This window comes from Pseudomonas sp. NFPP07, from assembly GCF_900115645.1.
GTDB classification, from domain to species: Bacteria; Pseudomonadota; Gammaproteobacteria; order Pseudomonadales; family Pseudomonadaceae; genus Aquipseudomonas; species Aquipseudomonas chlororaphis.
Genome location: NZ_FOXG01000001.1, coordinates 457,899 through 482,257, shown reverse-complemented (window position 1 = coordinate 482,257; position 24,359 = coordinate 457,899). Strand labels below are relative to the sequence as shown.

22 protein-coding genes are annotated in these 24,359 nt (G+C 63.5%); 17 read left to right on the top strand and 5 right to left on the bottom strand.

Annotation, left to right across the window (positions count from 1 at the left end):
• The first annotated feature begins 134 nt into the window (after positions 1–134).
• From BM019_RS02300 to BM019_RS02260, 9 genes are all read left to right on the top strand, one after another.
• Positions 135–866, top strand: coding sequence for a response regulator (locus tag BM019_RS02300; protein ID WP_092417511.1), 732 nt, complete (start codon positions 135–137; stop codon positions 864–866).
• Positions 856–2,325, top strand: a complete 1,470-nt coding sequence (locus BM019_RS02295; protein ID WP_009045233.1) for an ATP-binding protein — start codon at positions 856–858, stop codon at positions 2,323–2,325. The genes BM019_RS02300 and BM019_RS02295 overlap by 11 nt, the downstream gene beginning before the upstream one ends.
• 243 nt (positions 2,326–2,568) lie before the next feature.
• Complete coding sequence (locus tag BM019_RS02290) at positions 2,569–3,828, top strand: D-mannose isomerase (protein WP_092417510.1); 1,260 nt, start codon at positions 2,569–2,571, stop codon at positions 3,826–3,828.
• 118 nt (positions 3,829–3,946) lie between these two features.
• Complete coding sequence (locus BM019_RS02285; protein ID WP_007926323.1) at positions 3,947–5,254, top strand: ABC transporter substrate-binding protein; 1,308 nt, start codon at positions 3,947–3,949, stop codon at positions 5,252–5,254.
• A gap of 183 nt (positions 5,255–5,437) precedes the next feature.
• A complete protein-coding gene (locus BM019_RS02280) occupies positions 5,438–6,346 on the top strand; it encodes a carbohydrate ABC transporter permease (protein ID WP_008032969.1) in 909 nt (302 codons plus the stop codon).
• Complete coding sequence (locus tag BM019_RS02275; RefSeq protein ID WP_007926331.1) at positions 6,339–7,184, top strand: carbohydrate ABC transporter permease; 846 nt, start codon at positions 6,339–6,341, stop codon at positions 7,182–7,184. Before BM019_RS02280 ends, BM019_RS02275 begins: the two co-directional genes overlap by 8 nt.
• Positions 7,185–7,187: 3 nt before the next feature.
• Positions 7,188–8,348 carry an ABC transporter ATP-binding protein gene (locus tag BM019_RS02270; protein ID WP_009045230.1) on the top strand — a complete coding sequence of 387 codons (1,161 nt, stop codon included), beginning with the start codon at positions 7,188–7,190 and terminating at the stop codon, positions 8,346–8,348.
• A gap of 121 nt (positions 8,349–8,469) precedes the next feature.
• Positions 8,470–9,819 carry a carbohydrate porin gene (locus BM019_RS02265; protein WP_009045229.1) on the top strand — a complete coding sequence of 450 codons (1,350 nt, stop codon included), beginning with the start codon at positions 8,470–8,472 and terminating at the stop codon, positions 9,817–9,819.
• Between the two features lie 368 nt (positions 9,820–10,187).
• The gene (locus BM019_RS02260) at positions 10,188–11,060 is read left to right on the top strand and encodes a D-hexose-6-phosphate mutarotase (RefSeq protein WP_092417509.1); all 873 of its coding nucleotides are present in this window, start codon (positions 10,188–10,190) and stop codon (positions 11,058–11,060) included.
• Positions 11,061–11,146: 86 nt separating this feature from the next.
• Here the strand turns inward: BM019_RS02260 and BM019_RS02255 are convergent, their stop codons facing one another.
• The gene (locus tag BM019_RS02255) at positions 11,147–12,007 is read right to left on the bottom strand and encodes a MurR/RpiR family transcriptional regulator (protein WP_169914959.1); all 861 of its coding nucleotides are present in this window, start codon (positions 12,005–12,007) and stop codon (positions 11,147–11,149) included.
• Between the two features lie 209 nt (positions 12,008–12,216).
• Here BM019_RS02255 and zwf point away from each other — a divergent pair, with 209 nt between their 5' ends.
• The 3 genes from zwf to BM019_RS02240 are packed head-to-tail and all read left to right on the top strand — an operon-like array spanning position 12,217 to position 15,069.
• Positions 12,217–13,686 (top strand): glucose-6-phosphate dehydrogenase, encoded by a 1,470-nt coding sequence (gene zwf / locus BM019_RS02250; RefSeq protein ID WP_092417508.1) that lies wholly within the window; start codon positions 12,217–12,219, stop codon positions 13,684–13,686.
• The gene (pgl, locus tag BM019_RS02245) at positions 13,673–14,386 is read left to right on the top strand and encodes a 6-phosphogluconolactonase (protein WP_007921957.1); all 714 of its coding nucleotides are present in this window, start codon (positions 13,673–13,675) and stop codon (positions 14,384–14,386) included. Before zwf ends, pgl begins: the two co-directional genes overlap by 14 nt.
• 17 nt (positions 14,387–14,403) lie before the next feature.
• The gene (locus BM019_RS02240) at positions 14,404–15,069 is read left to right on the top strand and encodes a bifunctional 4-hydroxy-2-oxoglutarate aldolase/2-dehydro-3-deoxy-phosphogluconate aldolase (protein ID WP_007921959.1); all 666 of its coding nucleotides are present in this window, start codon (positions 14,404–14,406) and stop codon (positions 15,067–15,069) included.
• A gap of 286 nt (positions 15,070–15,355) precedes the next feature.
• On the opposite strand, the gene BM019_RS02235 is transcribed toward BM019_RS02240, so the two are convergent.
• Positions 15,356–16,543 carry an aminotransferase class V-fold PLP-dependent enzyme gene (locus BM019_RS02235; RefSeq protein ID WP_092417507.1) on the bottom strand — a complete coding sequence of 396 codons (1,188 nt, stop codon included), beginning with the start codon at positions 16,541–16,543 and terminating at the stop codon, positions 15,356–15,358.
• A 12-nt stretch (positions 16,544–16,555) separates the two neighbouring features.
• Positions 16,556–16,792, bottom strand: coding sequence for a DUF3820 family protein (locus BM019_RS02230; RefSeq protein WP_007925076.1), 237 nt, complete (start codon positions 16,790–16,792; stop codon positions 16,556–16,558).
• A gap of 204 nt (positions 16,793–16,996) precedes the next feature.
• Between BM019_RS02230 and BM019_RS02225 the strand changes: the two genes are divergently transcribed.
• The 4 genes from BM019_RS02225 (at position 16,997) to BM019_RS02210 (ending at position 20,677) form a co-directional block, all read left to right on the top strand.
• A complete protein-coding gene (locus BM019_RS02225) occupies positions 16,997–17,464 on the top strand; it encodes a PA2169 family four-helix-bundle protein (RefSeq protein ID WP_009045223.1) in 468 nt (155 codons plus the stop codon).
• 157 nt (positions 17,465–17,621) lie between these two features.
• The gene (locus tag BM019_RS02220) at positions 17,622–19,610 is read left to right on the top strand and encodes an FUSC family protein (RefSeq protein WP_092417506.1); all 1,989 of its coding nucleotides are present in this window, start codon (positions 17,622–17,624) and stop codon (positions 19,608–19,610) included.
• Positions 19,597–19,803 carry a DUF1656 domain-containing protein gene (locus tag BM019_RS02215; RefSeq protein WP_007925079.1) on the top strand — a complete coding sequence of 69 codons (207 nt, stop codon included), beginning with the start codon at positions 19,597–19,599 and terminating at the stop codon, positions 19,801–19,803. The genes BM019_RS02220 and BM019_RS02215 overlap by 14 nt, the downstream gene beginning before the upstream one ends.
• A 10-nt stretch (positions 19,804–19,813) precedes the next feature.
• Entirely contained in the window at positions 19,814–20,677 is an 864-nt protein-coding gene (locus BM019_RS02210; protein WP_062824907.1) for an efflux RND transporter periplasmic adaptor subunit, read from the top strand.
• Between the two features lie 56 nt (positions 20,678–20,733).
• Here BM019_RS02210 and BM019_RS02205 read toward each other — a convergent pair whose 3' ends face one another.
• Complete coding sequence (locus tag BM019_RS02205) at positions 20,734–21,204, bottom strand: MaoC family dehydratase (RefSeq protein WP_007925083.1); 471 nt, start codon at positions 21,202–21,204, stop codon at positions 20,734–20,736.
• A gap of 52 nt (positions 21,205–21,256) precedes the next feature.
• Positions 21,257–22,201 carry an alpha/beta hydrolase gene (locus BM019_RS02200; RefSeq protein WP_092417505.1) on the bottom strand — a complete coding sequence of 315 codons (945 nt, stop codon included), beginning with the start codon at positions 22,199–22,201 and terminating at the stop codon, positions 21,257–21,259.
• A gap of 211 nt (positions 22,202–22,412) precedes the next feature.
• Between BM019_RS02200 and fadD2 the strand changes: the two genes are divergently transcribed.
• The gene (gene fadD2, locus BM019_RS02195) at positions 22,413–24,101 is read left to right on the top strand and encodes a long-chain-fatty-acid--CoA ligase FadD2 (protein ID WP_092417504.1); all 1,689 of its coding nucleotides are present in this window, start codon (positions 22,413–22,415) and stop codon (positions 24,099–24,101) included.
• The last annotated feature ends 258 nt before the right edge of the window (positions 24,102–24,359 follow it).

Sequence of the window (24,359 nt, the reverse complement as noted above, 5' to 3'; positions counted from 1 at the left end):
CGCTTCGTCGGAATGCCGCCCAGGTCGATCGCAGCCTCGCGGGCTCGGTAGCGGCTACAGAGCCTTGGTATCTACGTTTCGTTGATCGGTAAGGCATAATCCGGCCCCATTCATAACAACAAAGGACGGCCCGCGTGAGTTCAGTCAGTAAGTCGATCTTGTTGGTTGATGACGATCAGGAAATACGCGAGCTGCTGGAGACCTACCTCAGTCGCGCCGGCTTCCAGGTCCGCAGCACGCCCGACGGCGCCGGTTTTCGCCAGGCGCTGAACGAGGCGCCGAGCGACCTGGTGATTCTCGACGTGATGCTGCCGGACGAAGACGGCTTCAGCCTGTGCCGCTGGATTCGCCAGCATCCGCGGGTCGGCCAGGTGCCGATCATCATGCTCACCGCCAGCTCCGACGAAGCCGACCGGGTGATCGGCCTGGAGCTGGGGGCCGACGATTACCTGGGCAAGCCCTTCAGCCCTCGCGAGTTGCAGGCGCGGATCAAGGCCCTGTTGCGCCGTGCGCAGTTCGGCCAGGAGCGCACCGGTGGCGAGGTGCTGTGCTTCGACGAGTGGCGCCTGGACATGGTCAGCCACCGGCTGTTCCACAACGACGGCGAGGAAGTGATCCTCTCCGGCGCCGACTTCGCCCTGCTCAAGCTGTTCCTCGACCACCCCCAGGAAATCCTCGACCGCGACACCATCGGCAATGCCACCCGCGGCCGTGAGCTGATGCCCCTGGACCGCATCGTCGACATGGCGGTCAGCCGCCTGCGCCAGCGCCTGCGCGATACCGAGAAGCCGCCACGGCTGATCCGCACCGTGCGCGGCAGCGGTTACCAGTTGGCAGCCAATGTGGTTGCCGGCAATGCTCACTGAGTGGCCGCGCAAGCTGCTGGCACGGGTGCCGGTGCCGCGTTCGCTGCTGGGCCGGATGTTGCTGCTGACGCTGCTGGCGGTGTTGTTCGCGCAAACCTTGTCCAGCGTGATCTGGGTGTCGCAATTGCGCGCCACCCAGCTCGAAGGCCTGGTCACCAGCGCCCGCAGCCTGGCCCACTCGATGACCGCCAGCGTCAGCTACTTTCGTTCGTTGCCGGTGGCATATCGGCCGCTGGTGCTCGACCAGTTGCGCAGCATGGGCGGCACCCGTTTTGTCGTGACCCTCAACGACAAGCCGCTGGGCATGGAGGTGCTACCGATCACGCCGCGCAAGCAGGCGGTGCTCAAGGCGGTGGACGAAGTGCTGCGCCAATCCCTGGGCAACGATGCCTACATCTCGGTGACCTTCGTCAGTCCCGAGGACCTGCGGATTTTCAACGGCGGCCTGAAACTCGATGAGTTGCCGCGTTCCTGGGCCCACTACGCCCTGACCCTGGAGCCGGTGAACCCGCCGGTGCTGGTCACCCAGATCCAGATGGCGCCGGGGGAGTGGCTGTACATCGCCTCGCTGTTGCCCGAGCCCTACACCAGCCTCGAAGAGCAGGGGCTGCCGGCGCAGCAGGTGTGGTTCATCGTGCTCACCAGCGGTTTCCTGCTGCTGTTCATCGGCCTGCTGGTGCATTGGCAGAGCCGGCCGCTCAAGCGCCTGGCGCGGGCCGCGCGGGACATGTCCCTGGGCGCCGATGTGCAGCCGGTGGCCGAAGGCGGCGGCAGCGAAGTGGTGGAAGTCGGCCGGGCCTTCAATGCCATGCGCGAGCGCATCAGCCGTTACCTGACCGAGCGCAGCCAGTTGTTCAGTGCGATTTCCCACGACCTGCGCACGCCCATCACCCGGCTGCGGCTGCGGGTCGAACTGCTGGAGGACGAGCAGTTGCAAACCAAGTTCGGCCGCGACCTGGATGAGCTGGAGCTGCTGGTCAAGGGCGCGCTGCAATGCGTCAAGGACACCGATATCCACGAGAACATCGAGCCGGTGGACCTCAACCAGGTGCTCGACTGCCTGGTGGAGCCTTACCTGGCGCCCAACGGCAACGGCCGCGTGACCCAGCAGGGGCGGGCGCTGGCGCCTTATCCGGGCAAGCCCCTGGCGCTCAAGCGCTGCATGGGCAACCTGATCGACAACGCGCTGAAGTATGGGCAGAACGCCCACCTGCACATCGACGACGATGCCAATGCGTTCATCCTGCATGTCGACGACGAAGGCCCGGGCGTGCCGGAGCAGCGCCTGGAGCAGGTGTTCGAGCCGCATTTTCGCCTGTCCGGCCAGCAGCAGGGCTACGGCCTGGGCCTGGGCATCGCGCGCAACATCGCCCACAGCCATGGCGGCGAGGTCAGTCTGCAGAACCTGCGCGAAGGCGGTTTGCGCGTGACCCTGTACCTGCCGCGCTCCATGGATTGATGCCCTTGTAGCCGCTGGCGAAGCCTGCGCCCGGCCACGTAGCGGTCGTAAAACGTTATGCCGCGCTAGGCTGTATGACCGAGGCGCCGGTTTTGCGCGCCCTGCGGTCTCGAGCGCAGCCTGCGGCAGCGGCTACAGGGGTTTTGTCACGGTTTGGTGACATTTCCTGTGACCTTCGTTACCTGCCCGCGCGAACCCGTTGTTTAGACTCAAGGCCCTGATAAGAACAACAACAGGTTCGCCATGAACACTATTCCACTGACGTTCAGCAGTTGGCTGAACGCTCCTGCCCATCATCAATGGCTGGCCGCCGAAGGCCAGCGCCTGCTGGGGTTCGCCCGCGCGGCACGGCTGCCCGAAGGCTTCGGCGACCTGGACGAGCGCGGGCGCCTGCCGAGCGATGCCCGGGCCGGCACCATGAACACCGCGCGCATGACCCACAGTTTCGCCATGGCCCATATCCAGGGCATTCCCGGTTATGCCGCGCTGGTGGACCACGGCATCGCCGCGCTCAACGGTGCGCTGCGCGATGGCGAGTACGGCGGCTGGTTCGCCAGCCCCGGACAGGGCGACGGCAACAGCGGCAAGGCCGCCTACCTGCATGCCTTTGTCGCCCTGGCGGCGAGTTCCGCGGTGGTGGCCGCGCGCCCTGGCGCCGAAGCCTTGCTGGCGGAGGCGATCGGGGTCATCGAAACGCATTTCTGGAGCGAGGAGGAGGGCGCGATGCGCGAGTCCTTCAACCGCGACTGGAGCGGCGAGGAGGCCTATCGCGGCGCCAACAGCAACATGCACGCCACCGAGGCGTTCCTCGCCCTGGCCGATGTCACCCAGGACCCGCGCTGGCTCAACCGTGCCCTGCACATTGTCGAGCGGGTCATCCATGAGCATGCCGCCGCCGGCGATTACCGGGTCATCGAGCATTTCGACCGGCAGTGGCAGCCGCTGCCGGATTACAACCAGGAACATCCGGCCGACGGTTTCCGCCCCTATGGCACCACCCCCGGGCACGCCTTCGAGTGGGCCCGCCTGCTGCTGCATCTGGAAGCCGCGCGCTGCCAGGCCGGCATGCTCAGCCCCGGCTGGCTGCTGCTGGATGCCCAGAAACTTTTCGAGAATGCCTGCCGTGACGCCTGGGACGTCGATGGCGCGCCGGGCATCGTCTACACCCTGGACTGGCAGCAGCGCCCCGTGGTGCGCCAGCGCCTGCACTGGACCCACGCCGAGGCTGCGGCGGCGGCCAGTGCCTTGCTGCAGCGCACCGGGGAAGCGCGGTACGAAACCTGGTATCGGCGCTTCTGGGAGTTCACTGCCGAGCATTTCATCGACCCGCTGCACGGCAGCTGGCACCACGAGTTGGACAGCAACAACAGGCCCAGCGCCGAGATCTGGGCCGGCAAGCCAGACCTGTATCACGCCTGGCAGGCGGTGCTGATTCCGCGCCTGCCCCTGGCGCCGAGCATGGCGTCGGCGCTCGCCGAAGTGTCTAGACTAGGTGTTGTGTAACCATGTGGTGACATTCGCGCATCCCTTCGTTACCTGCGCGGATGGGCCCCCTGTTTAGAATCCTATGCAGCGCAAGCACCAGACTTGCATGCATAACAACAAGAAAGGTACACCTCAGATGAATGCGATTTCTCGTCTAGCTGCTGTCATTTCCGTTGCCTCGTTGTTTCCCCTCAGTGCATTCCCTCTCGTTTCCGTTGCCGCCGATGCCAAAGGTTCCGTGGAAGTCGTCCATTGGTGGACGTCCGGCGGTGAAAAAGCGGCGGTCGATGTGCTCAAGGCCCAGGTCGAAAAAGACGGTTTCACCTGGAAAGACGGCGCAGTCGCCGGCGGTGGCGGTGCCACGGCCATGACCGTGCTGAAAAGCCGCGCCGTTTCCGGCAACCCGCCGGGCGTTGCCCAGATCAAGGGCCCGGACATCCAGGAGTGGGGCAGCACCGGCCTGCTCAGCACCGACGCGCTGAAAGACGTGGCCAAGTCGGAAAACTGGGACGGCCTGCTTTCCAAGAAAGTCTCCGACACCGTGAAGTACGAAGGTGACTATGTCGCCGTGCCGGTGAACATCCATCGCGTCAACTGGCTGTGGATCAACCCGGAAGTCTTCAAGAAGGCCGGGATCGACAAGGCCCCGACCACCCTCGAAGAATTCTATGCCGCCGGCGACAAGCTCAAGGCCGCCGGCTTCATCGCCCTGGCCCACGGCGGCCAGCCATGGCAGGACAGCACCGTGTTCGAAGATGTGGTGCTCTCGGTCATGGGCGCCGATGGCTACAAGAAAGCCCTGGTCGACCTGGACCAGAAAACCCTCGCCGGCCCGGAGATGACCAAGGCCTTCACCGAGCTGAAGAAAGTCACCGGCTACATGGACCCGAACCGCGCCGGGCGTGACTGGAACATCGCCGCCGCCGACGTCATCAACGGCAAGGCCGGCATGCAGATGATGGGCGACTGGGCCAAGAGCGAGTGGACCGCGGCGAAGAAAGTTGCCGGCAAGGACTACCAGTGCGTGGCCTTCCCGGGCACCGACAAAGCCTTCACCTACAACATCGACTCCCTGGCGGTGTTCAAGCTCAAGGCCGATCGCAAGGGCGATATCGCCGCGCAGCAGGACCTGGCCAAGGTTGCACTGGGCAAGGACTTCCAGAAGGTCTTCAGCATCAACAAGGGTTCGATCCCGGTGCGCACCGACATGCTCAACGACATGGCCGCGCAAGGTTTCGACTCCTGCGCCCAGGCGGCGGCCAAGGACTTCCTGGCCGACGACAAGACCGGCGGCCTGCAACCGAGCATGGCACACAACATGGCCACCTCCCTGGCCGTGCAGGGCGCGATCTTCGATGTGGTGACCAACTTCATGAACGACAAGGACGCGGACCCGGCCAAGGCCAGTGCGCAGCTGGCGTCGGCGGTCAAGGCTGCTCAGTAACTCCGAATGCCGCAGGCCTGCCTGCGGCGATTTATCTGACGGCTCTTTCCCCTGTAGGAGCAAGCTTGCTCGCGATGACTGCATGACATTCGACAGAGGTGTCGGCAGTCGGATCGCTATCGCGAGCAAGCTCGCTCCTACAGGGGGCGTGTCGGACCTCACTTCTTCAATTGGATTATCCCGATGAGCTCTGTGGCGGTTTTCAGCAAAGCCTCACCGTTCGACGCGCTGCAGCGCTGGCTCCCCAAGTTGGTCCTGGCGCCAAGCATGCTGATCGTCCTGGTCGGTTTTTACGGTTACATCATCTGGACGTTCATTCTGTCCTTCACCAATTCCAGCTTCATGCCGAGCTACAAGTGGGTCGGCCTGCAGCAATACATGCGCCTGATGGACAACGACCGCTGGTGGGTGGCGAGCAAGAACCTGGCGCTGTTCGGCGGCATGTTCATCGGCATCAGCCTGGTGCTTGGCGTGTTCCTGGCGGTGCTGCTGGACCAGCGCATCCGCAAGGAAGGCTTTATCCGCACCGTCTACCTGTACCCGATGGCGCTGTCGATGATCGTCACCGGTACCGCCTGGAAGTGGCTGCTCAACCCTGGCCTGGGCTTGGACAAGATGCTGCGTGACTGGGGCTGGGAAGGCTTTCGCCTGGACTGGCTGGTGGATCAGGATCGCGTGGTGTACTGCCTGGTGATCGCCGCCGTGTGGCAGGCCTCGGGGTTTGTCATGGCGATGTTCCTCGCCGGCTTGCGCGGCGTCGACCAGTCGATCATCCGCGCCGCCCAGGTCGATGGCGCGAGCCTGCCGACCATCTACCTGAAGATCGTCCTGCCGAGCCTGCGCCCGGTGTTCTTCAGCGCCTTCATGATCCTCGCGCACATCGCGATCAAGAGCTTCGACCTGGTGGCGGCGATGACCGCCGGCGGCCCTGGCTACTCGTCCGACCTGCCGGCGATGTTCATGTATTCCTTCACCTTCAGCCGTGGCCAGATGGGCATAGGTTCGGCCAGCGCCATGCTGATGCTGGGCGCGGTGCTGACCATCCTGGTGCCGTACCTGTACTCCGAACTGCGAGGCAAACGCCATGACTAACCAGCTCGGAAAACCTGCGCTGAACTTCAGCCGCATCGCCATCTACGCCACCCTGCTGCTGGCCGCGGCGGTGTACCTGGTGCCGCTGGTGGTGATGCTGCTCACCAGCTTCAAGACCCCGGAAGACATCCGCACCGGCAACCTGCTGAGCTGGCCGGCCGTGATCGATGGCATCGGCTGGATCAAAGCCTGGGACACCGTGGGTGGCTACTTCTGGAACTCGGTGAAGATCACCGTGCCGGCGGTGATCATCTCGACCTTCGTCGGTGCCATGAATGGTTATGTGCTGTCGATGTGGCGCTTCCGCGGTTCGCAGCTGTTCTTCGGCCTGCTGCTGTTCGGTTGCTTCCTGCCGTTCCAGACCGTGCTGCTGCCGGCGTCCTTCACCCTCGGCAAGTTCGGCCTGGCCAACACCACCAGCGGCCTGGTGCTGGTGCACGTGGTCTACGGGCTGGCGTTCACCACGTTGTTCTTCCGCAACTACTACGTGAGCATCCCGGACGCCCTGGTCAAGGCCGCGCGCCTGGACGGCGCGGGCTTCTTCACCATCTTCGGCAAGATCCTGCTGCCGATGTCGGTGCCGATCGTCATGGTCTGCCTGATCTGGCAGTTCACCCAGATCTGGAACGATTTCCTGTTCGGCGTGGTGTTCGCCAGCGGCGATGCGCAACCGATCACCGTGGCCTTGAACAACCTGGTCAACACCAGCACCGGGACCAAGGAATACAACGTTGATATGGCGGCGGCGATGATCGCCGGGCTGCCGACACTGCTGGTCTACATATTCGCTGGCAAGTATTTCCTGCGTGGGCTGACGTCCGGCGCGGTCAAGGGGTAAAAGATGGCAACTCTCGAATTACGCAACGTCAACAAGACCTACGGCAGCGGCTTGCCGGACACCCTGAAGAACATCGAACTGAAGATCGATGACGGTGAGTTCCTGATTCTCGTGGGGCCCTCGGGCTGCGGTAAGTCCACCCTGATGAACTGCATCGCCGGCCTGGAAAACATCAGCGGCGGGGCGATCCTGGTGGACGACGCCGACATCAGCGGCATGAGCCCGAAAGACCGCGATATCGCCATGGTGTTCCAGTCCTACGCGCTGTACCCGACCATGAGCGTGCGCGACAACATCGCCTTCGGCCTGAAGATCCGCAAGATGCCGGCCGCCGAGATCGACGAGGAAGTGGCGCGGGTGGCCAAGCTGCTGCAGATCGAACACCTGCTCAGCCGCAAGCCCGGCCAGCTGTCCGGCGGCCAGCAACAGCGCGTGGCCATGGGCCGGGCCCTGGCGCGGCGGCCGAAGATCTACCTGTTCGACGAACCGCTGTCCAACCTCGATGCCAAGCTGCGGGTCGAGATGCGCACCGAAATGAAACTGATGCACCAACGCCTGAAAACCACCACGGTCTACGTCACCCACGACCAGATCGAAGCCATGACCCTGGGCGACAAGGTGGCGGTGATGAAGGACGGCATCATCCAGCAGTTCGGTACTCCGAAACAGATCTACAACGACCCGGCCAACCTGTTCGTGGCCAGCTTCATCGGCTCGCCGCCGATGAACTTCATCCCCCTGCGCCTGCAACGCAAGGACGGCCGCCTGCTGGCCCTGCTGGACAGCGGCCAGGCCCGTTGCGAGCTGCCTTTGGGCATGCAGGACGCCGGCCTGGAAGACCGTGAAGTGATCCTCGGCATCCGCCCGGAGCAGATCGGCCTGGCGAACGGCGAGGGCAACGGCCTGCCGACCTTGCGCGCCGAGGTCCAGGTCACCGAGCCGACCGGCCCCGACACCCTGGTGTTCGTCAACCTCAACGGCACCAAGGTCTGCTGCCGCCTGGCGCCGGATGTGGCGCCGCAGGTCGGCGAAACCCTGACCCTGCAATTCGATCCGGCCAAGGTTCTGCTGTTCGATGCCAAGAGTGGCGAGCGCCTGGGTGTTGCGGCCCCTGCGCAGGCCGAAACCCACGCCAGCAACGTGGCGCAGTTCAAGGGGCGTTGAGGCCCGCGTTATTGGAGCAAGGACGTACCGAATGCGCGGCGGATGGCCTGTCATCCGTCGCATCAGGTGTAAACCGCGTTAGAGAAAAACAGTTAATAACAATAAAGACGAGGATGTAGGGATGAAAAACAAGAGCACCAATGCACGCTTGATCTGCCAGTTGTCAGCGATTGCGGCAATGACCCTGGCCGGTAGCGCGCACGCTGACGAAGCGTTCAGCGCCGATTCGAAATGGATGACCGGCGACTGGGGTGGCGAGCGGACCAAGCTGCTCGAGAAAGGGATCGACATCAAGGCCGATTACGTTGGCGAAATGGGCGCCAACCTGCACGGCGGCTACAACGACGACAAGACCGGACGCTACAGCGACCAGTTCGGCCTGGGCGTGGCCCTGGACCTGGAAAAACTCTGGGGCTGGGACAACACCCAGGCGAAGATCCAGCTGACCAACCGTAACGGCCAGAACATCTCCAACGACCGTATCGGCGACCCGCGTGCCGGCACCCTGAGCTCCTCCCAGGAAGTCTACGGCCGTGGCCACATGGTGCGTCTGACCCAACTGTGGATCCAGCACCAGTTCCTCGACGGCAAGCTCGACGTCAAGGCCGGTTACTTCGGCGAAGGCGAAGACTTCAACACCTTCCCCTGCGACTTCCAGAACCTGGCGTTCTGCGGCTCCCAGGTGGGCAACTGGGCAACCAACATCTGGTACAACTGGCCGGTCAGCCAGGCGGCACTGCGGGTGAAGTACCACATCACCCCTGAGCTGTACGCGCAGATCGGCGCGTACAACCAGAACCCGTCGCAACTGGAACACGGCAACGGCTTCAAGCTCAGCGGCAGCGGTACCAAGGGCACCGTGCTGCCGGTCGAGCTGGTCTGGTCGCCGAAGGTCAACAACCTGCCGGGCGAGTACCGCGTCGGTTACTACAAGAGCACGGCCGATGCCAGCGACGTGCGTGAGGACGTCAATGGCCAGGACGCCGCGGTCACCCGCGACAGCTATCGCGTGCACAGCAGCAAGCACGGCTACTGGTTCGTCGGGCAGCAGCAGCTCACTACCCACAACGGCGATGCGACCCGCGGTCTGAATATCGCGGCCAACGCCACGTTCCACGACAAGGACACCAACTTCATCGACAACTACCAGTCGCTGATGTTCGTGTACAAGGGCCCGTTCGACGCACGTCCGAAGGATGACGTCGGCATCGGTTTCGCCCGTATCCATGTCAACGACGACGTGAAGAAAAACGCCCAGTTGCTCAATGACACCAACGGCGTCAGCAACTACGACGATCCGCTGTTCTCGCCGATCCGCGAGACTGAGTACAACTACGAAATCAACTACGGCTTCCATGTCACCAACTGGCTGACCGTGCGTCCCAACCTGCAGTACATCACCCATCCAGGCGGTGTGGATGAAGTCGACAACGCCCTGGTGGCCGGTCTGAAAATTCAGTCGGTGTTCTAAGGTCTGTACGAAAAGTCGGCGAGCGAAGGTCAGGCAAGGCAAAAACAGGCGAGGAAGCGGAGTGTAGGGGCCTACATGAGCATTCCGAGCCTGTTTTTAACGCAGCATGACCGAGCGCAGCCACTTTTCGTACAGAGCTTAACGCTGTTGCGATAAGCTCCTCCTCTATGTGCGCATTTTTGCGGATGGCCTTGGCTATCCGCTTTTTTTTGGGGACGAACCCGTTCCCTGTAGCCGCTGCCGCAGACCTTCAGCGATCTTGAGGACGCTACGGCCGTTCCGGCCGATCGCAGCCTGCGGCAGCGGCTACAGGAGCTTGCGCAGCATGATGACTATCAGGACAGCAATGATCTTCAGGACCGTGGCCCATGCATGAGCATCCGCTACAACGCTTTTTCAAATCCTTGCGCGAGCGCCCGACCTTCGCCTGGGAGCGCTATCAGATGCGCGATGTGCTGGTGATCGACCATCCGCTGTGCCAGGCGGTGTTCAGTCGCCAGGGCGCGCAGCTCCTGCACTTCCAGCCGACCGGGCAGAAGCCCTGGCTGTGGTGCGCGGCGAAGTGGCCGCAGGTCGGGGCGATCCGTGGCGGGGTGCCGGTGTGCTGGCCCTGGTACGGCCGTCACCCGAGCGAAAATGCCTGGCCGTCCCATGGCTGGGCGCGGCTGATCGACTGGAAGCTGCTCGACAGTCGCAGCGATGACGAGGGCGTGTACCTGCACTGGCAGTTGCAGCTGTGCGACTGGCAGGTCGACCTGCACGCGCACCTGGGCGAAAGCATGGACCTGCGCCTGAGCACCGAGCACCAGGACAGCCTGCCGTGCCAGCTGAGCCAGGCTTTGCACGCCTACTGGCGTATTGGCGACGTCGGCGAGGTAGCGCTGTCTGGGCTCGACGGCGCCAAGGGTTACGACCAGTTGAGCCGCCAGGCGTGCCGGCAACAAGGCGAGCTGCGGGTCGATGGCGGCTGCCAGCGGGTGTTCCAGCACGAGGGCGAATTGCAGCTCAAGGACCACGCCTGGCAGCGCGAATTGCGCATCGACACCGGCGACACCGCCGACACCGTGGTCTGGCATCCGGGCAGCCGACCGCTGCTGGGGGTGAGCTGGAACGAGGTGTCCGGGTTCGTCTGCGTCGAGGCCGCGGCGGGCGGTACCGACAGCCTGTGCCTGGCGCCGGGGGAGCGGGCGCATCTGAGCTTGCAGGCACGGGCGGGGGCTGAGGTTGGCGTTCGGGCTTGAGGGTCTCATCGCGAGCAAGCTCGCTCCTACAGGTCAATGGGGTCTTGTAGGAGCGAGCTTGCTCGCGATAGGGCCGGTAACGGCCCTCAGTTGTACTCGTCGCCCACCGGATAGCGGCTGGCGTTGAGGCTTTCCTTGATCTTGCGCAGGTGCGGCTGGAAGTCCACGCCGCGGCGCAGGGTCATGCCGGTGGCGAGGACGTCGAGCACGGTGAGCTGGATGATCCGCGAAGTCATCGGCATGTAGATGTCGGTGTCTTCCGGCAGCGGGATGTTCAGGCTCAGGGTGCTGGCCTTGGCCAGTGGCGAGCCGGCGGCGGTCAGGCCGAGCACCGAGGCACCGTTTTCCCGGGCGATGCGCGCCACTTCCACCAGCTCGCGGGTGCGCCCGGTGTAGGAGATGATCACGAACAGCTCGCCGGTGTGCGCCACCGAGGCGATCATCCGCTGCATCAGCACATCGGCATGGGCGGTCACCGCCAGGTTGAAGCGGAAGAACTTGTGCTGGGCATCGAGGGCCACCGGGGCCGAGGCGCCGAGGCCGAAGAAGTGGATCTGCCGGGCCTGGATCAGCAGGTCGACGGCGCGGCTGATCAGGTTCGGATCCAGGGCCTGGCAAGCACTATCCAGGGAAGCGATGGCGCTGCCGAAGATTTTCTGGGTGTAGGCTTCGGGGTTGTCGTCGGCTTCCACCGCGCGGCTGACGTAGGCCGCGCCGCTGGCCAGGCTCTGGGCCAGTTGCAGCTTGAGTTCGGGGTAGCCGCTGACGCCGAACGAGCGGCAGAAACGGTTGACCGTCGGCTCGCTGACCGAAGCGGCCTGGGCGAGGGCAGCAATACTGAAGCGGGTCGCCTGCTGCGGGTTGAGCAGGATGACTTCGGCGACTTTACGTTCCGCCTTGTTCAATTCTTCAAGGCGATTCTGGATCTGTTCCAGAAGATTTCGCACGCGGTCCATTAGGGTTTTCCTGGTTCGGCAATGCAAAGGAAGCCGGTCTTAACCGGTCTTTGGCGGTGGCCTATCCTACTGATGGCTCCGACGGACCACCACTTCGAATCTGTATTTTGCTAAAATGTTGTAGTTATTACTACATTTTCCCTTGAGTGATGCCTTGAAAAAAGGTATTTGTAGCTTAACTTGATAAAAGAACAAACATCATGCCTTCGATAACGGTTGAACCGTGCACCTTTGCCTTGTTCGGCGCGCTGGGCGATCTGGCGCTTCGCAAATTGTTTCCTGCCCTGTACCAACTCGATGGCGCCGGCCTGCTGCACGACGACACGCGGATTCTGGCCCTGGCCCGCGAGCCGGGCAGCGAACAGCAGCACCTGTCTTTCATTGAAGCGCAATTGCGCAAGTATGTAGGTGCCAAGGAGATCGACGCGGCGGTGCTGGAGCGCTTCCTGGCGCGCCTGAGCTACCTGCACGTGGACTTCCTCAAGGCCGAGGATTACCAGGCCCTGGCCGAGCTGGCCGGGCGCGAGCAACGCCTGATCGCCTATTTCGCCACGCCGGCGGCGGTGTACGGGGCGATCTGCGAGAACCTGTCGAAGGCCGGCCTGGCCGAAAACACCCGCGTGGTGCTGGAAAAGCCCATCGGTTCGGACCTGGAATCGTCGCGCAAGGTCAACGACGCGGTGGCGCAGTTCTTCCCGGAGAACCGCATCTATCGCATCGACCACTACCTGGGCAAGGAGACGGTGCAGAACCTGATCGCCCTGCGTTTCGCCAACAGCCTGTTCGAGACCCAGTGGAACCAGAACTACATCTCCCACGTGGAAATCACCGTGGCCGAGAAGGTCGGCATCGAAGGCCGCTGGGGCTACTTCGACAAGGCCGGCCAGCTGCGGGACATGATCCAGAACCACCTGCTGCAACTGCTCTGCCTGATCGCCATGGACCCGCCCGCCGACCTCTCGGCCGACAGCATCCGTGACGAGAAGGTCAAGGTGCTCAAGGCCCTGGCACCGATCAGCCCGGAAGGCCTGACCACCCAAGTGGTGCGTGGCCAGTACATTGCCGGGCACAGCGAAGGCAAGGCCGTGCCGGGGTATCTGGAGGAAGAGAATTCCAACACCCAGAGCGACACCGAAACCTTCGTCGCCCTGCGGGCCGACATCCGCAACTGGCGCTGGGCCGGGGTGCCGTTCTACCTGCGTACCGGCAAGCGCATGCCGCAGAAGCTGTCGCAGATCGTCATTCACTTCAAGGAGCCGTCGCACTACATCTTCGCCCCCGAGCAGCGCCTGCAGATCAGCAACAAGCTGATCATCCGCCTGCAGCCGGACGAAGGTATCTCCCTGCGGGTGATGACCAAGGAACAAGGCCTGGACAAGGGCATGCAACTGCGCAGCGGCCCGTTGCAGCTGAATTTTTCCGATACCTATCGCAGTGCGCGGATTCCCGATGCCTACGAGCGGTTGTTGCTGGAAGTGATGCGCGGCAACCAGAACCTGTTTGTCCGCAAAGATGAAATCGAAGCCGCGTGGAAGTGGTGTGATCAGCTGATCGCCGGGTGGAAGAAATCCGGCGATGCGCCCAAGCCGTATGCGGCCGGGTCGTGGGGGCCGATGAGCTCCATCGCACTGATCACGCGGGACGGGAGGTCATGGTATGGCGATATCTAAATTGAAACTGCCCGCGGGCGTGCATGCCCACGAGTTCCACAGCCCGGCGCTGCTGGCCGAAGGCCTGGCGCTGAAGGTGGCCGGGCAACTGAGCCAGGCGATCCAGGTGCGCGGCGAAGCCACCCTGGTGGTGTCCGGCGGGCGCAGCCCGGTGGCGTTTTTCCAGCACCTGGCCAAGCAGCACCTGGACTGGTCCAAAGTGTTGATCACCCTGGCGGACGAGCGCTGGGTCCCGGTCGAACATGCCGACAGCAACGCCGGCCTGCTCAAGCGCTACCTGCTGCAAGGGCCGGCGGCCAAGGCGAAGTTCCTCAGCCTGTACAACGCCGCGGCGAACCTCGAACAGGCCGCGGTGCAGGCCGATCGTCTGCTGGCCGAGTTGTCGGCCATCGACGTGCTGATCCTGGGCATGGGCGACGACGGTCACACCGCCTCGCTGTTCCCCAACAGCCCGAACCTGACCGAAGCCCTGCGGGCCGACGGCCAGCGACGCTGCTGGCCGATGCTGGCGCCGAGCGTGCCGCATCAGCGCCTGAGCATGAGCCGCGCCTTGCTGGCCTCGGCCACGTACAGCGTGCTGTCGATTTCCGGTCAATCCAAATTGACCACCCTGAGTGCCGCACTGGCCGGTGACGATGTCGCCGCGATGCCGATTCGTGCCTTCCTGCAACCTCCGTTAGAGATTTACTGGTGCCCATGAGCCAAGGATCAGCCGCTATGACAATCCCACAACCGACCGTTTCCATGGCGGACAAAGTTGCCCTGATCGACAGCCTCTGCGCCAAGGCGCGGATTCTGCCGGTGATCACCATCGCCCGCGAACAGGACGTGCTGCCCCTGGCCGACGCCCTGGCCGCCGGTGGCCTGACCGCCCTGGAAGTGACCCTGCGCTCGCAGTTCGGCCTCAAGGCCATCCAGATCCTGCGCGAGCAGCGTCCTGAGCTGGTGACCGGCGCCGGTACCGTGCTCGATCGCCAGATGCTGGCTGCCGCCGAAGCCGCCGGTTCGCAGTTCATCGTCACCCCGGGCATTACCCGCGACCTGCTGGAAGCCAGCGTCGCCAGCCCGATCCCGCTGTTGCCGGGGATCAGCAATGCCTCCGGGATCATGGAGGGTTACAGCCTGGGCTATCGCCGCTTCAAGCTGTTCCCGGCGGAAGTCAGCGGCGGCGTGGCTGCGATCAAGGCCCTGGGCGGTCCGTTCGGCGAGGTGAAGTTCTGCCCGACCGGCGGTGTCGGCCCGGCCAATATCAAGAGCTACATGGCGTTGAAGAACGTGATGTGCGTCGGCGGTAGCTGGATGCTCGATCCCGAGTGGATCAAGAACGGCGACTGGGCGCGGATCCAGGAGTGCACGGCCGAGGCCCTGGCTCTGCTGGACTGACAGGTTTCCTGCTTTTTTCAAAGATTCGTTGGTGTGTTCTACGGCTTTACGGTGCGCTTGGTCGGTGCACCGTTTTTTTTTGCCTGGAGAAAAGCTGCCTGGCGACGCCGGGTCTTCTGTAGGAGCGCAGCTTGCTCGCGATGACGCCCGGGGCGGGCAACGCGATGGGATGCCCGTTACTGCCTGTAGCCGCTGCCGCAGGCTGCGATCGGCCGAAAGGCCGTAGCGCTCTCAGGATCGCAGAAGGTCCTTCGGACCTGTCGCAGCCTGCGGCAGCGGCTACAGGTTACTGGGTCGACAGTTCGGTCAATGCCTCGACCAGCATCTGGATATCCGCGCTCGGCGTGGTAAAGCCCGGTGTCACCCGGATACAGGGCCCGCAACGCGAACCGCTGCGCGCCACGGTGAACAGGTTGTATTCCTGGAGCAGCCGCTCGGCCATCGCCTGCTGGTCCGGCTGGCGGGTGAAGCGAAACGAGGTGATGCCGCAATACAGCCGTGGATCGTCCGGGGTCATGACTTCAATGCCGGGCAGGTCGCGCACCTGGCTCACCCACAGGTCGCGCAGGTAATTCAGGCGTGCGCCCTTGAGGGCCGAGCCGCCCATGCCGCGGTGTTCCTCGAACACCCGGGGCAAGGTCAGCCAGGCCGGAATATTCGGCGTGCCATAAGGCGCCCGCGAGCGGATATCGTCCAGGGCATAACGTTGCTCGCCCATGTCCGGATCGATGTCGGCCAGGCGTTGCGGGTCGATATAGACAAAACCCAGGCTCAGCGGCGCGCCAATCCACTTCTGCAGGTTATAGCCGGCGAACGCCACACCCAGTTCACTGAGCTCGAAATCGACCTGGGCCAGGGCGTGGGCGCCGTCGAGAATGACGTCGATTCCCCGCTCGCGGGCATCCAGGGCAATGGCCTGGACCGGCAGCACCAGCCCGGTGCGGTGGGTGACGTGGGTCAGGGCCATCAGTTTCAGTCGCGGGTAGCGCTCGAAGGCCTCGCGATAACTGGCCCGCAGGCTGTCGAAGCTTGCCGGATGAGCATGCTCGATCTCGATGACCTCGACCCCGCGATGGCGCGCCAGCCAGCGCATGGCTCCCTTGACGCTGTCGTATTCCAGGTCGCTGAGCAGCACCTGATCGCCCGGCTGGAGACGGTTGTAGTTGCGAATCAGCGATTGCAGCGCCTCCGAAGCGCTGCGGGTGAGGGCGATGGCCTGGCGGTCGACGCCGACCAGTTCGGCCAATTGCTGTCGAATCTGCACATTGCCGATCTGTTCGAAATGCTGGCGCACATGCACCGAGTTGCTGCGGTTCACGAAGTCGATCTGGCGCTGGTATTCCTCGACCACGGCGCGGCTCATGCGCCCGAAATAGCCGTTTTCCAGGTTGATCGGCCCGGGTTCGAGGTCATACCGCCGGGCAATGGCCCGCCAATAGTCTTCGTCGCGAGCGAGTTGGGCATTGCTTGGCATGGCGGGCTCTGTTCAATGACGGGGTTTGGGTTTGCCGTGTTTGGCGCGCAGCGGGTCCAGTAGATCGGAGAGGCCGTTGTGATCGATTTCCTGCATCAAGGCCAGCAGGCCGCCCAGCTCGCCGTGGGGAAAACCTTCGCGGGCGAACCAGTTCAGGTAGGGGCCAGGCAGGTCGGCGAGGATGCGGCCCTTGTACTTGCCGTAGGGCATTTCGCGAGTGACCAGAAGTTCAAGTTTTTCGGGATTCATGGCGGCTGTCTGTTGAGGTGACGAACACCTTGGAAAATACAGGCATTCTGCATGCAGGCCAAATGACAGATCATGCAAATAACGCGGATACAGAAAGCGGTGTAAAACTTAAGTAATTGAAAAATAACAGTAAATTTTAATTCCAAGACTGGCATGCAGGGTGCAACACCTATGACAACTCCCTCAACCTGGAAGGAATGAAAAATGACTGACATCAACAAAGAAGCGATTTCGATCCTCAACGACCTGATCGAAACCAGTAAGGACGGTCAGGAGGGGTTCAAGACCTGCGCAGAGGACATCAAGCAGCCTGAGCTCAAAGCGCTGTTCGTCAAGCGCTCCGCCGACTGCGCCACCGCCGCGGCCGAATTGCAGGCCAGCGTGCGTTCGTTGGGCGGCGATCCGGAAACCTCCACCAGCGTCAGTGGCGACCTGCACCGCCGTTGGGTCGACCTCAAGTCCCTGGTGACCGGCAAGGACGAAGAAGCGGTGCTCAACGAAGCCGAGCGCGGCGAAGACCACGCCCTGAAGGCCTACAAGGATGCGCTGGAGAAAATCAGCAAACACAACCTGGTCGGCATTCGTGACCTGGTGGAGCGTCAGTACCATGGGGTACAGCGCAACCACGATCAGGTCAAAGCCCTGCGTAACCAGGCCCGCGCCCGTTCATAACGGGTAAAACCTGTCAAAAACGCCAGCCTGTCTGGCGTTTTTTTATGCCTTGAAATTAATACTGGACGACTGATAGTTAGCTAGCTAATAATTTGCGGGCATCATCTCTCGCTCCCGTGCATCTATCGTTGTTTTTGTCCTTCCCAGGGTTCTTTCCGTGCGTATCACTTTGCAGGCGTTGTTCGCCCCCAATCTTGCGGCCGTGCAGTTCGCGATCAAGACCGTGCTTGGCGCCGGGCTGGCGTTGTGGCTGGCCATGCGTTGGGGCCTGCAGCAGCCGTCCTGGGCCCTGATGACGGCGATCATCGTTGCCCAGCCGCTGTCCGGGATGGTCCTGCAAAAGGGCATGGCACGGCTGGTGGGGACTTTGGTGGGAACCTGCATGTCGGTGCTGTTCATGGGGCTGTTCGCCCAGACTCCGTGGCTGTTCCTGCTGGCCCTGGCGCTGTGGCTGGGGCTGTGCACCGCCAGTTCGACCCTGCTGCGCAGCGCCTGGTCCTATTCCTTCGTGCTGGCCGGCTACACCGTGGCGATCATTGCCTTGCCGGCGATCTCCCATCCGTTGTCGATCTTCGACCAGGCGGTGGCGCGCTGCACGGAAATTTCCCTGGGCATTATCTGCGCCACCGCCAGCAGTGCCTTGCTCTGGCCAATGCGGGTCGAGCGGCAGTTGACCGCCCAGGCACGCAGCGCCTGGCAAAGCGGGATGCAGGCGGCGCGGGCGACCCTGGCCGGCGATGCCCAGGCGCGCAAGGGCCTGCTGGAAATCCTCGGGCGCATCGTCGCCGTGGACTCCCAGCGCGAACATGCCTGGTTCGAAGGTCCGTCGGGGCGGCAGCGGGCGCGGGCGATCAGCGGCCTGAGCCAGAAGCTGCTGATGCTGCTGCGGATCTCCCGTTCGGTACGCCGGCAATGGAAGCAATTGGACCAGGCCGAGGCGCAGCAGCTGGCGCCGTGGATGGAGCAAGTGCAGCACGCCCTGGCGGCCATGGACAAACCGACCTTGCAGGCGTTGCGACCGCAGTTGCTGGACGCTTCCCATGACTCGGCGATCAGCTCGGCGCAAAGCTATTGCCTGGCCCGTTTCACCCTGTTGCTGGATACCGCCCTGGCCGCCGGCGAGGCGCTGCGGGCGGTGGAGGAGGGCAAGGCGCCGGTGGAGCAGCCCGCCACCCTGAGCCCTCATCGCGATCTGTCGCTGGCGCTGCTGTTTGGCGCGCGCAGCGCCCTGGCTTTCCTCACCGTGGCCTGCTTCTGGCTGGCCACGGCCTGGCCGGCGGCCTCCGGGGCCATGCTGCTGACCTGCGTGGTGTGCGGCCTGTTCGCCAGTCGCGAAAACGGCGCGCAGATCGGCATGAGTTTCATGCGTGGCATCTTCCTGGCGATTCCGGCGGCCTTCATGGTCGGGCAGATCCTGCTGCCGCAGTGGAGCAGTTTCGCCCTGCTGGCGATGGCCATGGGCGTGCCGTTGTTTTTCGGCGCGCTGGGCATGGCCAAACCGCAGATCGGCGCCACGGCCACCTCGTTCTGCCTGCACTTCGTGGTGCTGATTTCACCGCAGAACCCGATGACGTTCGACGTGGCGAATTTCTTCAACAGCGCCCAGGCGATGGTGCTCGGCGTAGGCGCCGCGGTGTTGGCGTTTCACCTGCTGATCCTGCGCGACCCGGCCTGGCACGGGCGGCGCCTGCTGGCGGCGACCCTGCAGGACCTGGTGCGTTTGACCCGGCGCAACCTGCGTGGCGCGGAAAGCTGGTTCGGCGGGCGCATGGCCGATCGCCTGCTGCAATTGGCGCGGCATTACCCGGAATTGCCGGAGCAGGCGCGCAGCCGCTGGGACGATGGCCTGCTGGGCCTGGATATCGGCGATGAACTGATGCATCTGCGGCTGAGCCTGGCGGTGGCCCAGGTGTCCGCGGATGCTTCGCAGCGACGTTATTTCGAGCATCTGGAACAGGTGCTGGAACAAGGGCCGGCCGCCGGTCGCGGCGATGCGCTGGCCGACGCCAGCACGGCCTTGCTCGAGGCCCTGGGCAGCCAACCGCCGAGCGACGCGTTGAAGCTGGCCCAGGGCGCGGTGGTGCAGTTGCAGAAGAGCTGGCGCACCTGGTGCCGGCAGCAGGAGGAAAACCATGGGGCTGCGTGAGTGGTCGCTGGGCGGAGTGTTGCTCAGCCCGTTTCTGATTTATGTGGTGCTGGCGCTGGTGCTGACCGGGGTGTTGCGCATGCTGTTGCGCGCAACGCCACTGGGGCGCTGGATCTGGCACGAAGCACTGTTCGATGTGGCCTTGTACGTCTGTGTCCTGACGTTGGTCACTGTCGTACTCGGACCTTTATAAGGAGTTGTTCATGCGTGCTTCCGTACGTATCGCTTTTACTTTGTGCCTGGTGGCTGCGGCGCTGTTTGCCGGCTTTCATCTGTGGCAGTACTACATGCTCACGCCCTGGACCCGGGATGCGCGGATTCGCGCCGACGTGGTGATAGTCGCCCCCGATGTGTCGGGCTGGGTGCGTGAACTCAAGGCCTATGACAACCAGGCGGTGAAGGCCGGCGACCTGTTGCTGAGCATCGACCGCGATCGCTTCGAGGCGGCGCTGGAAAAGGCCCAGGCGGTGGTGCAGACCCGCCAGCAGCAACTCAGCCTGAAAGAGCACGAAGCCAGCCGCCGGGCCAGCTTAGGCCCGCAGGCGATCAGCGCCGAGCTGCGGGAGAACGCGCAGATCAATGCCGGGGTAGCCCGTGGCGAGCTGCGCCAGGCCCAGGCCGACGCCAAGGTCGCCGAACTCAACCTGGCGCGCAGCCAGGTCCGCGCGCCGCGCAGCGGGCACATCACCAACCTGCGCCTGGCCGAAGGCAACTATGTGAACGCCGGGCAATCGGTGATGGCCCTGATCGACGATTCGACTTTCTACGTGCAGGCCTATTTCGAGGAAACCAAACTGCCGCGGATCAAGGTCGGCGACCCGGTCAAGGTGTGGCTGATGAGCGCTGGAGAAGCCTTGCAGGGGCATGTGGAAAGCATCAGCCGCGGCATCACCGACCGCAATACCACGCCGGACGGGCAACTGCTGGCGGAGGTGGAGCCGACCTTCAACTGGGTGCGCCTGGCGCAGCGGATTCCGGTGCGCATCAGGTTCGACAAGGTGCCCGAAGGCGTCAACCTGAGCGCCGGGATGACGGCGAGCGTGCAGGTGGAGGAGGGGAGTCGCTAATCCCGCCTGTAGCCGCTGCCGAGCCTGCGAGGCTGCGCCAGCGGCTACAGGGCGGCTCAGCCGATATTGATGGCCGGCAAGGTCGGCAGGGTGACGGTCTGCTGTTTGCGTGGGGCGAGGATTTCGGCTTCGCCGTCCACCACCAGCTCATCGCGCTGGTTGAACACGCGGGTGGCGATACGCACGCGGAACTTCGGCAGTTTTTCGAGGATTTCCAGGCGCACGGTCAGGGTGTCGCCGATCTTCACCGGCTTCTGGAAGCTCATCTGCTGGCCGATATAAATGGTGCCCGGCCCAGGCAGCTCGCAGGCCACCGCGGCGCTGATCAGCGCACCGCTGAACATGCCGTGGGCGATACGCTCCTTGAACATGCTGGCGGCGGCGAATTCGGCGTCCAGGTGCACCGGGTTGTGGTCGCCGGACATGGCGGCGAACAGCTGGATGTCACGCTCTTCCACATGCTTGCTGTAGCTGGCGGTCTGGCCTACTTCGAGGGCTTCGTACGGGGTGTTGGTAACCTGGGTCATCTCTCTCAAGTCCTGTGCTGAGCGTTGATTGGCATATCGATTGGAAACAGGGTCATTCAGTCTTCGGCGGTCGGCGATGCCGCAGGGCCTGGTCGAGCCAGGCCAGTACATCGGCCGTCACTTCGTCGCGGTTGCTTTCATTGAACAATTCGTGCCGCGCCTGCGGGTAGATCGTGAGCTGCAGGCACTGGCTGCCGGCCTCGCGCAGAGCACCGGCCAGATCCTTGAGACGTATGCCATTGCTCACCGGATCACATTCTCCGCCGATCACCAGCAATGGCAGGCCCGGATCGATCTGGGCCAGGTTGGAGGCCTTGCTGATTTGCTGCAGGCCACCCAGCAGGTCGACCCACAGCTGGTTGCTGCAGCGAAAGCCACAGAGCGGGTCGTGGGCGTATTTGTCGACTTCGTCGGGGTCGCGGCTGAGCCAGTCGAAGGCGGTGCGGTTGGGTTTGAAGGCTTTGTTGAACGAGCCGAAGGACAGCCATTCGATCAACGCACTGCGTCCCAGGGGGCCCTGGCGCCAGCGTTCGAAGCGGGCGATCTGGCGGGCCGCGCGGTACAGCGCCACCGGCTGGAAATTCGAGCCGCTGAGGATCGCCCCGTCGAGGCTGGCGCTGTGGTGCAGCAGGTAGGCCTGGGCGATGTAGCTGCCCATGCTGTGGCCCAGCAGCACGATCGGGGTCCCCGGGTGCTGCTGGCCGATGTGCTGGTTGAGGCTGGCCAGGTCGCCGACCACCTTGCACCAGCCGTCATCGTCGGCGAAGTGCCCGAGTGCCCCGTGCTCGGCGGTCTTGCCGTGGCCGCGCAGGTCCTGCGCATAGACCCCGTAGCCTTCATTGCACAGCGCCTGTGCCAGCCTGGCGTAGCGCCCGCTGTGTTCGGCCATGCCGTGGACCAGCAGGATCACGGCCTTGAGCGGGGCCGCCGGGAGCCACTGGTTGACGTAGAGCTGGCTGTGGTCGCTCGCGGTCAGCCAGAAAGAGTGGTGGATCATGGCGATTCCTTTGCACGGGGTCGTTGCATTGTATAGCTCATCGTCGCGGCCCCGTCCGATCTGCGCGCGCCATGGCGGCAAGATTCACGTTATCAATGACGCGCCCGGCCTTATTTGCCCTATGCGCCATAGCTGCTAACGTCCGCAGAGCCCCGCCTTTCGTAGCGTGAGAGAAGCGGCCCGGACAACTCAGGTAACGAGGACAAGAACAATGCAGCCTGATTTCTGGAATGACAAACGCCCGGCCGGAGTGCCCAGCGATATCGACCTGGGTGCCTACAAGTCGGTGATCGAGGTGTTCGAGCGTTCCTGCAAGAAATTCGCCGACCGCCCGGCCTTCAGCAACATGGGCGTGACCATGACCTACGCCGAGCTGGAGCGCTACAGCGCGGCCTTTGCCGGTTATCTGCAGAGCAGCACCGACCTGGTGCCGGGCGATCGTATCGCGGTGCAGATGCCCAATGTCCTGCATTACCCGATCGCCGTGTTCGGCGCCTTGCGCGCCGGGCTGATCGTGGTCAACACCAACCCGCTGTACACCACCCGGGAAATGCGCCACCAGTTCAAGGATTCCGGAGCGCGAGCCCTGGTGTACATGAACCTGTTCGGGCAGAAGGTCGAGCAAGTGCTGCCCGAGACCGATATCCAGTTCCTGATCGAGGCGAAGATGGGCGACCTGATGCCGTCCGCCAAGGGCTGGCTGGTCAATACCCTGGTCGACAAGGTCAAGAAAATGGTGCCGGCCTATCGCTTGCCCCAGGCCGTTTCCTTCAAGAGCGCGCTGCGCCTGGGCCGTGGCCAGCCGATCAAGCCTTTGAACGCCGGCCTGGACGACGTAGCCGTGCTGCAATACACCGGCGGCACCACCGGGCTGGCCAAGGGTGCGATGCTGACCCACGGCAACCTGGTGGCCAACATGCAGCAGGTCCGTGCCTGCCTCGAGCAACGGGGCCCGGATGGCCATCCGCTGCTGCACGAAGGCCAGGAGGTGATGATCGCGCCGTTGCCGCTGTACCACATCTATGCCTTCACCGCGAACTGCATGTGCATGATGGTCACCGGCAACCACAACGTGCTGATCACCAACCCGCGGGACATCGGCGGTTTCATCAAGGAGCTGAAGCAATGGCGCTTCTCGGCGCTGCTGGGGCTGAACACGCTGTTCACCGCGCTGATGGATCATCCCGAGTTCAAGACCCTCGACTTCTCCAATCTCAAGTTCACCAACTCCGGGGGCACGGCGTTGGTCAAGGCCACCGCCGAGCGTTGGGCGCAGGTGACGGGCTGTCGCATCACCGAAGGCTACGGCCTGACCGAAACCTCGCCCGTGGCCTGCACCAACCCTTACGGCGACCAGTCGCGCCTGGGCTCGGTGGGCTTGCCGGTGCCGGGCACGACCCTCAAGGTCATCGACGATGAGGGCGTCGAGCAGCCGCTGGGCGAGCGCGGCGAACTGTGCATCAAGGGGCCGCAGATCATGAAAGGCTACTGGCAGAAACCGGAGGCCACCGAGGAGGTGCTGGATGCCGAGGGCTGGTTCAAGTCCGGCGATATCGCGGTGATCGATCCGGATGGCTTCGTGCGCATCGTCGATCGCAAGAAGGACATGATCATCGTCTCGGGTTTCAACGTGTACCCCAACGAAATCGAGGACGTGGTGATGGCGCACCCGAAAGTCGCCAACTGCGCGGTGATCGGCGTGCCGGACGAGCGTTCGGGGGAGGCGGTGAAGCTGTTCGTGGTGGCCCGCGAGTCGGGGGTCAGCCTCGAAGAGCTGAAGGCCTACTGCAAGGAAAACTTCACTGGCTACAAGGTGCCGAAACACATCGTGTTGCGTGAGTCGTTGCCGATGACGCCGGTAGGCAAGATCCTGCGCCGGGAGTTGCGCGACATCGCCTGATGTTTCACCGCATGTAACAGTCCCGCGCTATAGCGCGGCTATCGCGAGCAAGCTCGCCCCTACAGGGAACCGTACATTTCCTGTAGGGGCGAGCTTGCTCGCGATGCTTTTGAAGGGGCGAAAAGCCCATTCCAGAGCCTTGCATGGCTGGATAGAATTTTTACTCTAAAAGTGACCATTAAATATTCTTGAGTCACAAAAGTGACTGTTTAGGCCGATTTTGGCTCTAGGCGGCCTTTGGCAAAGCTGCTACTCTCG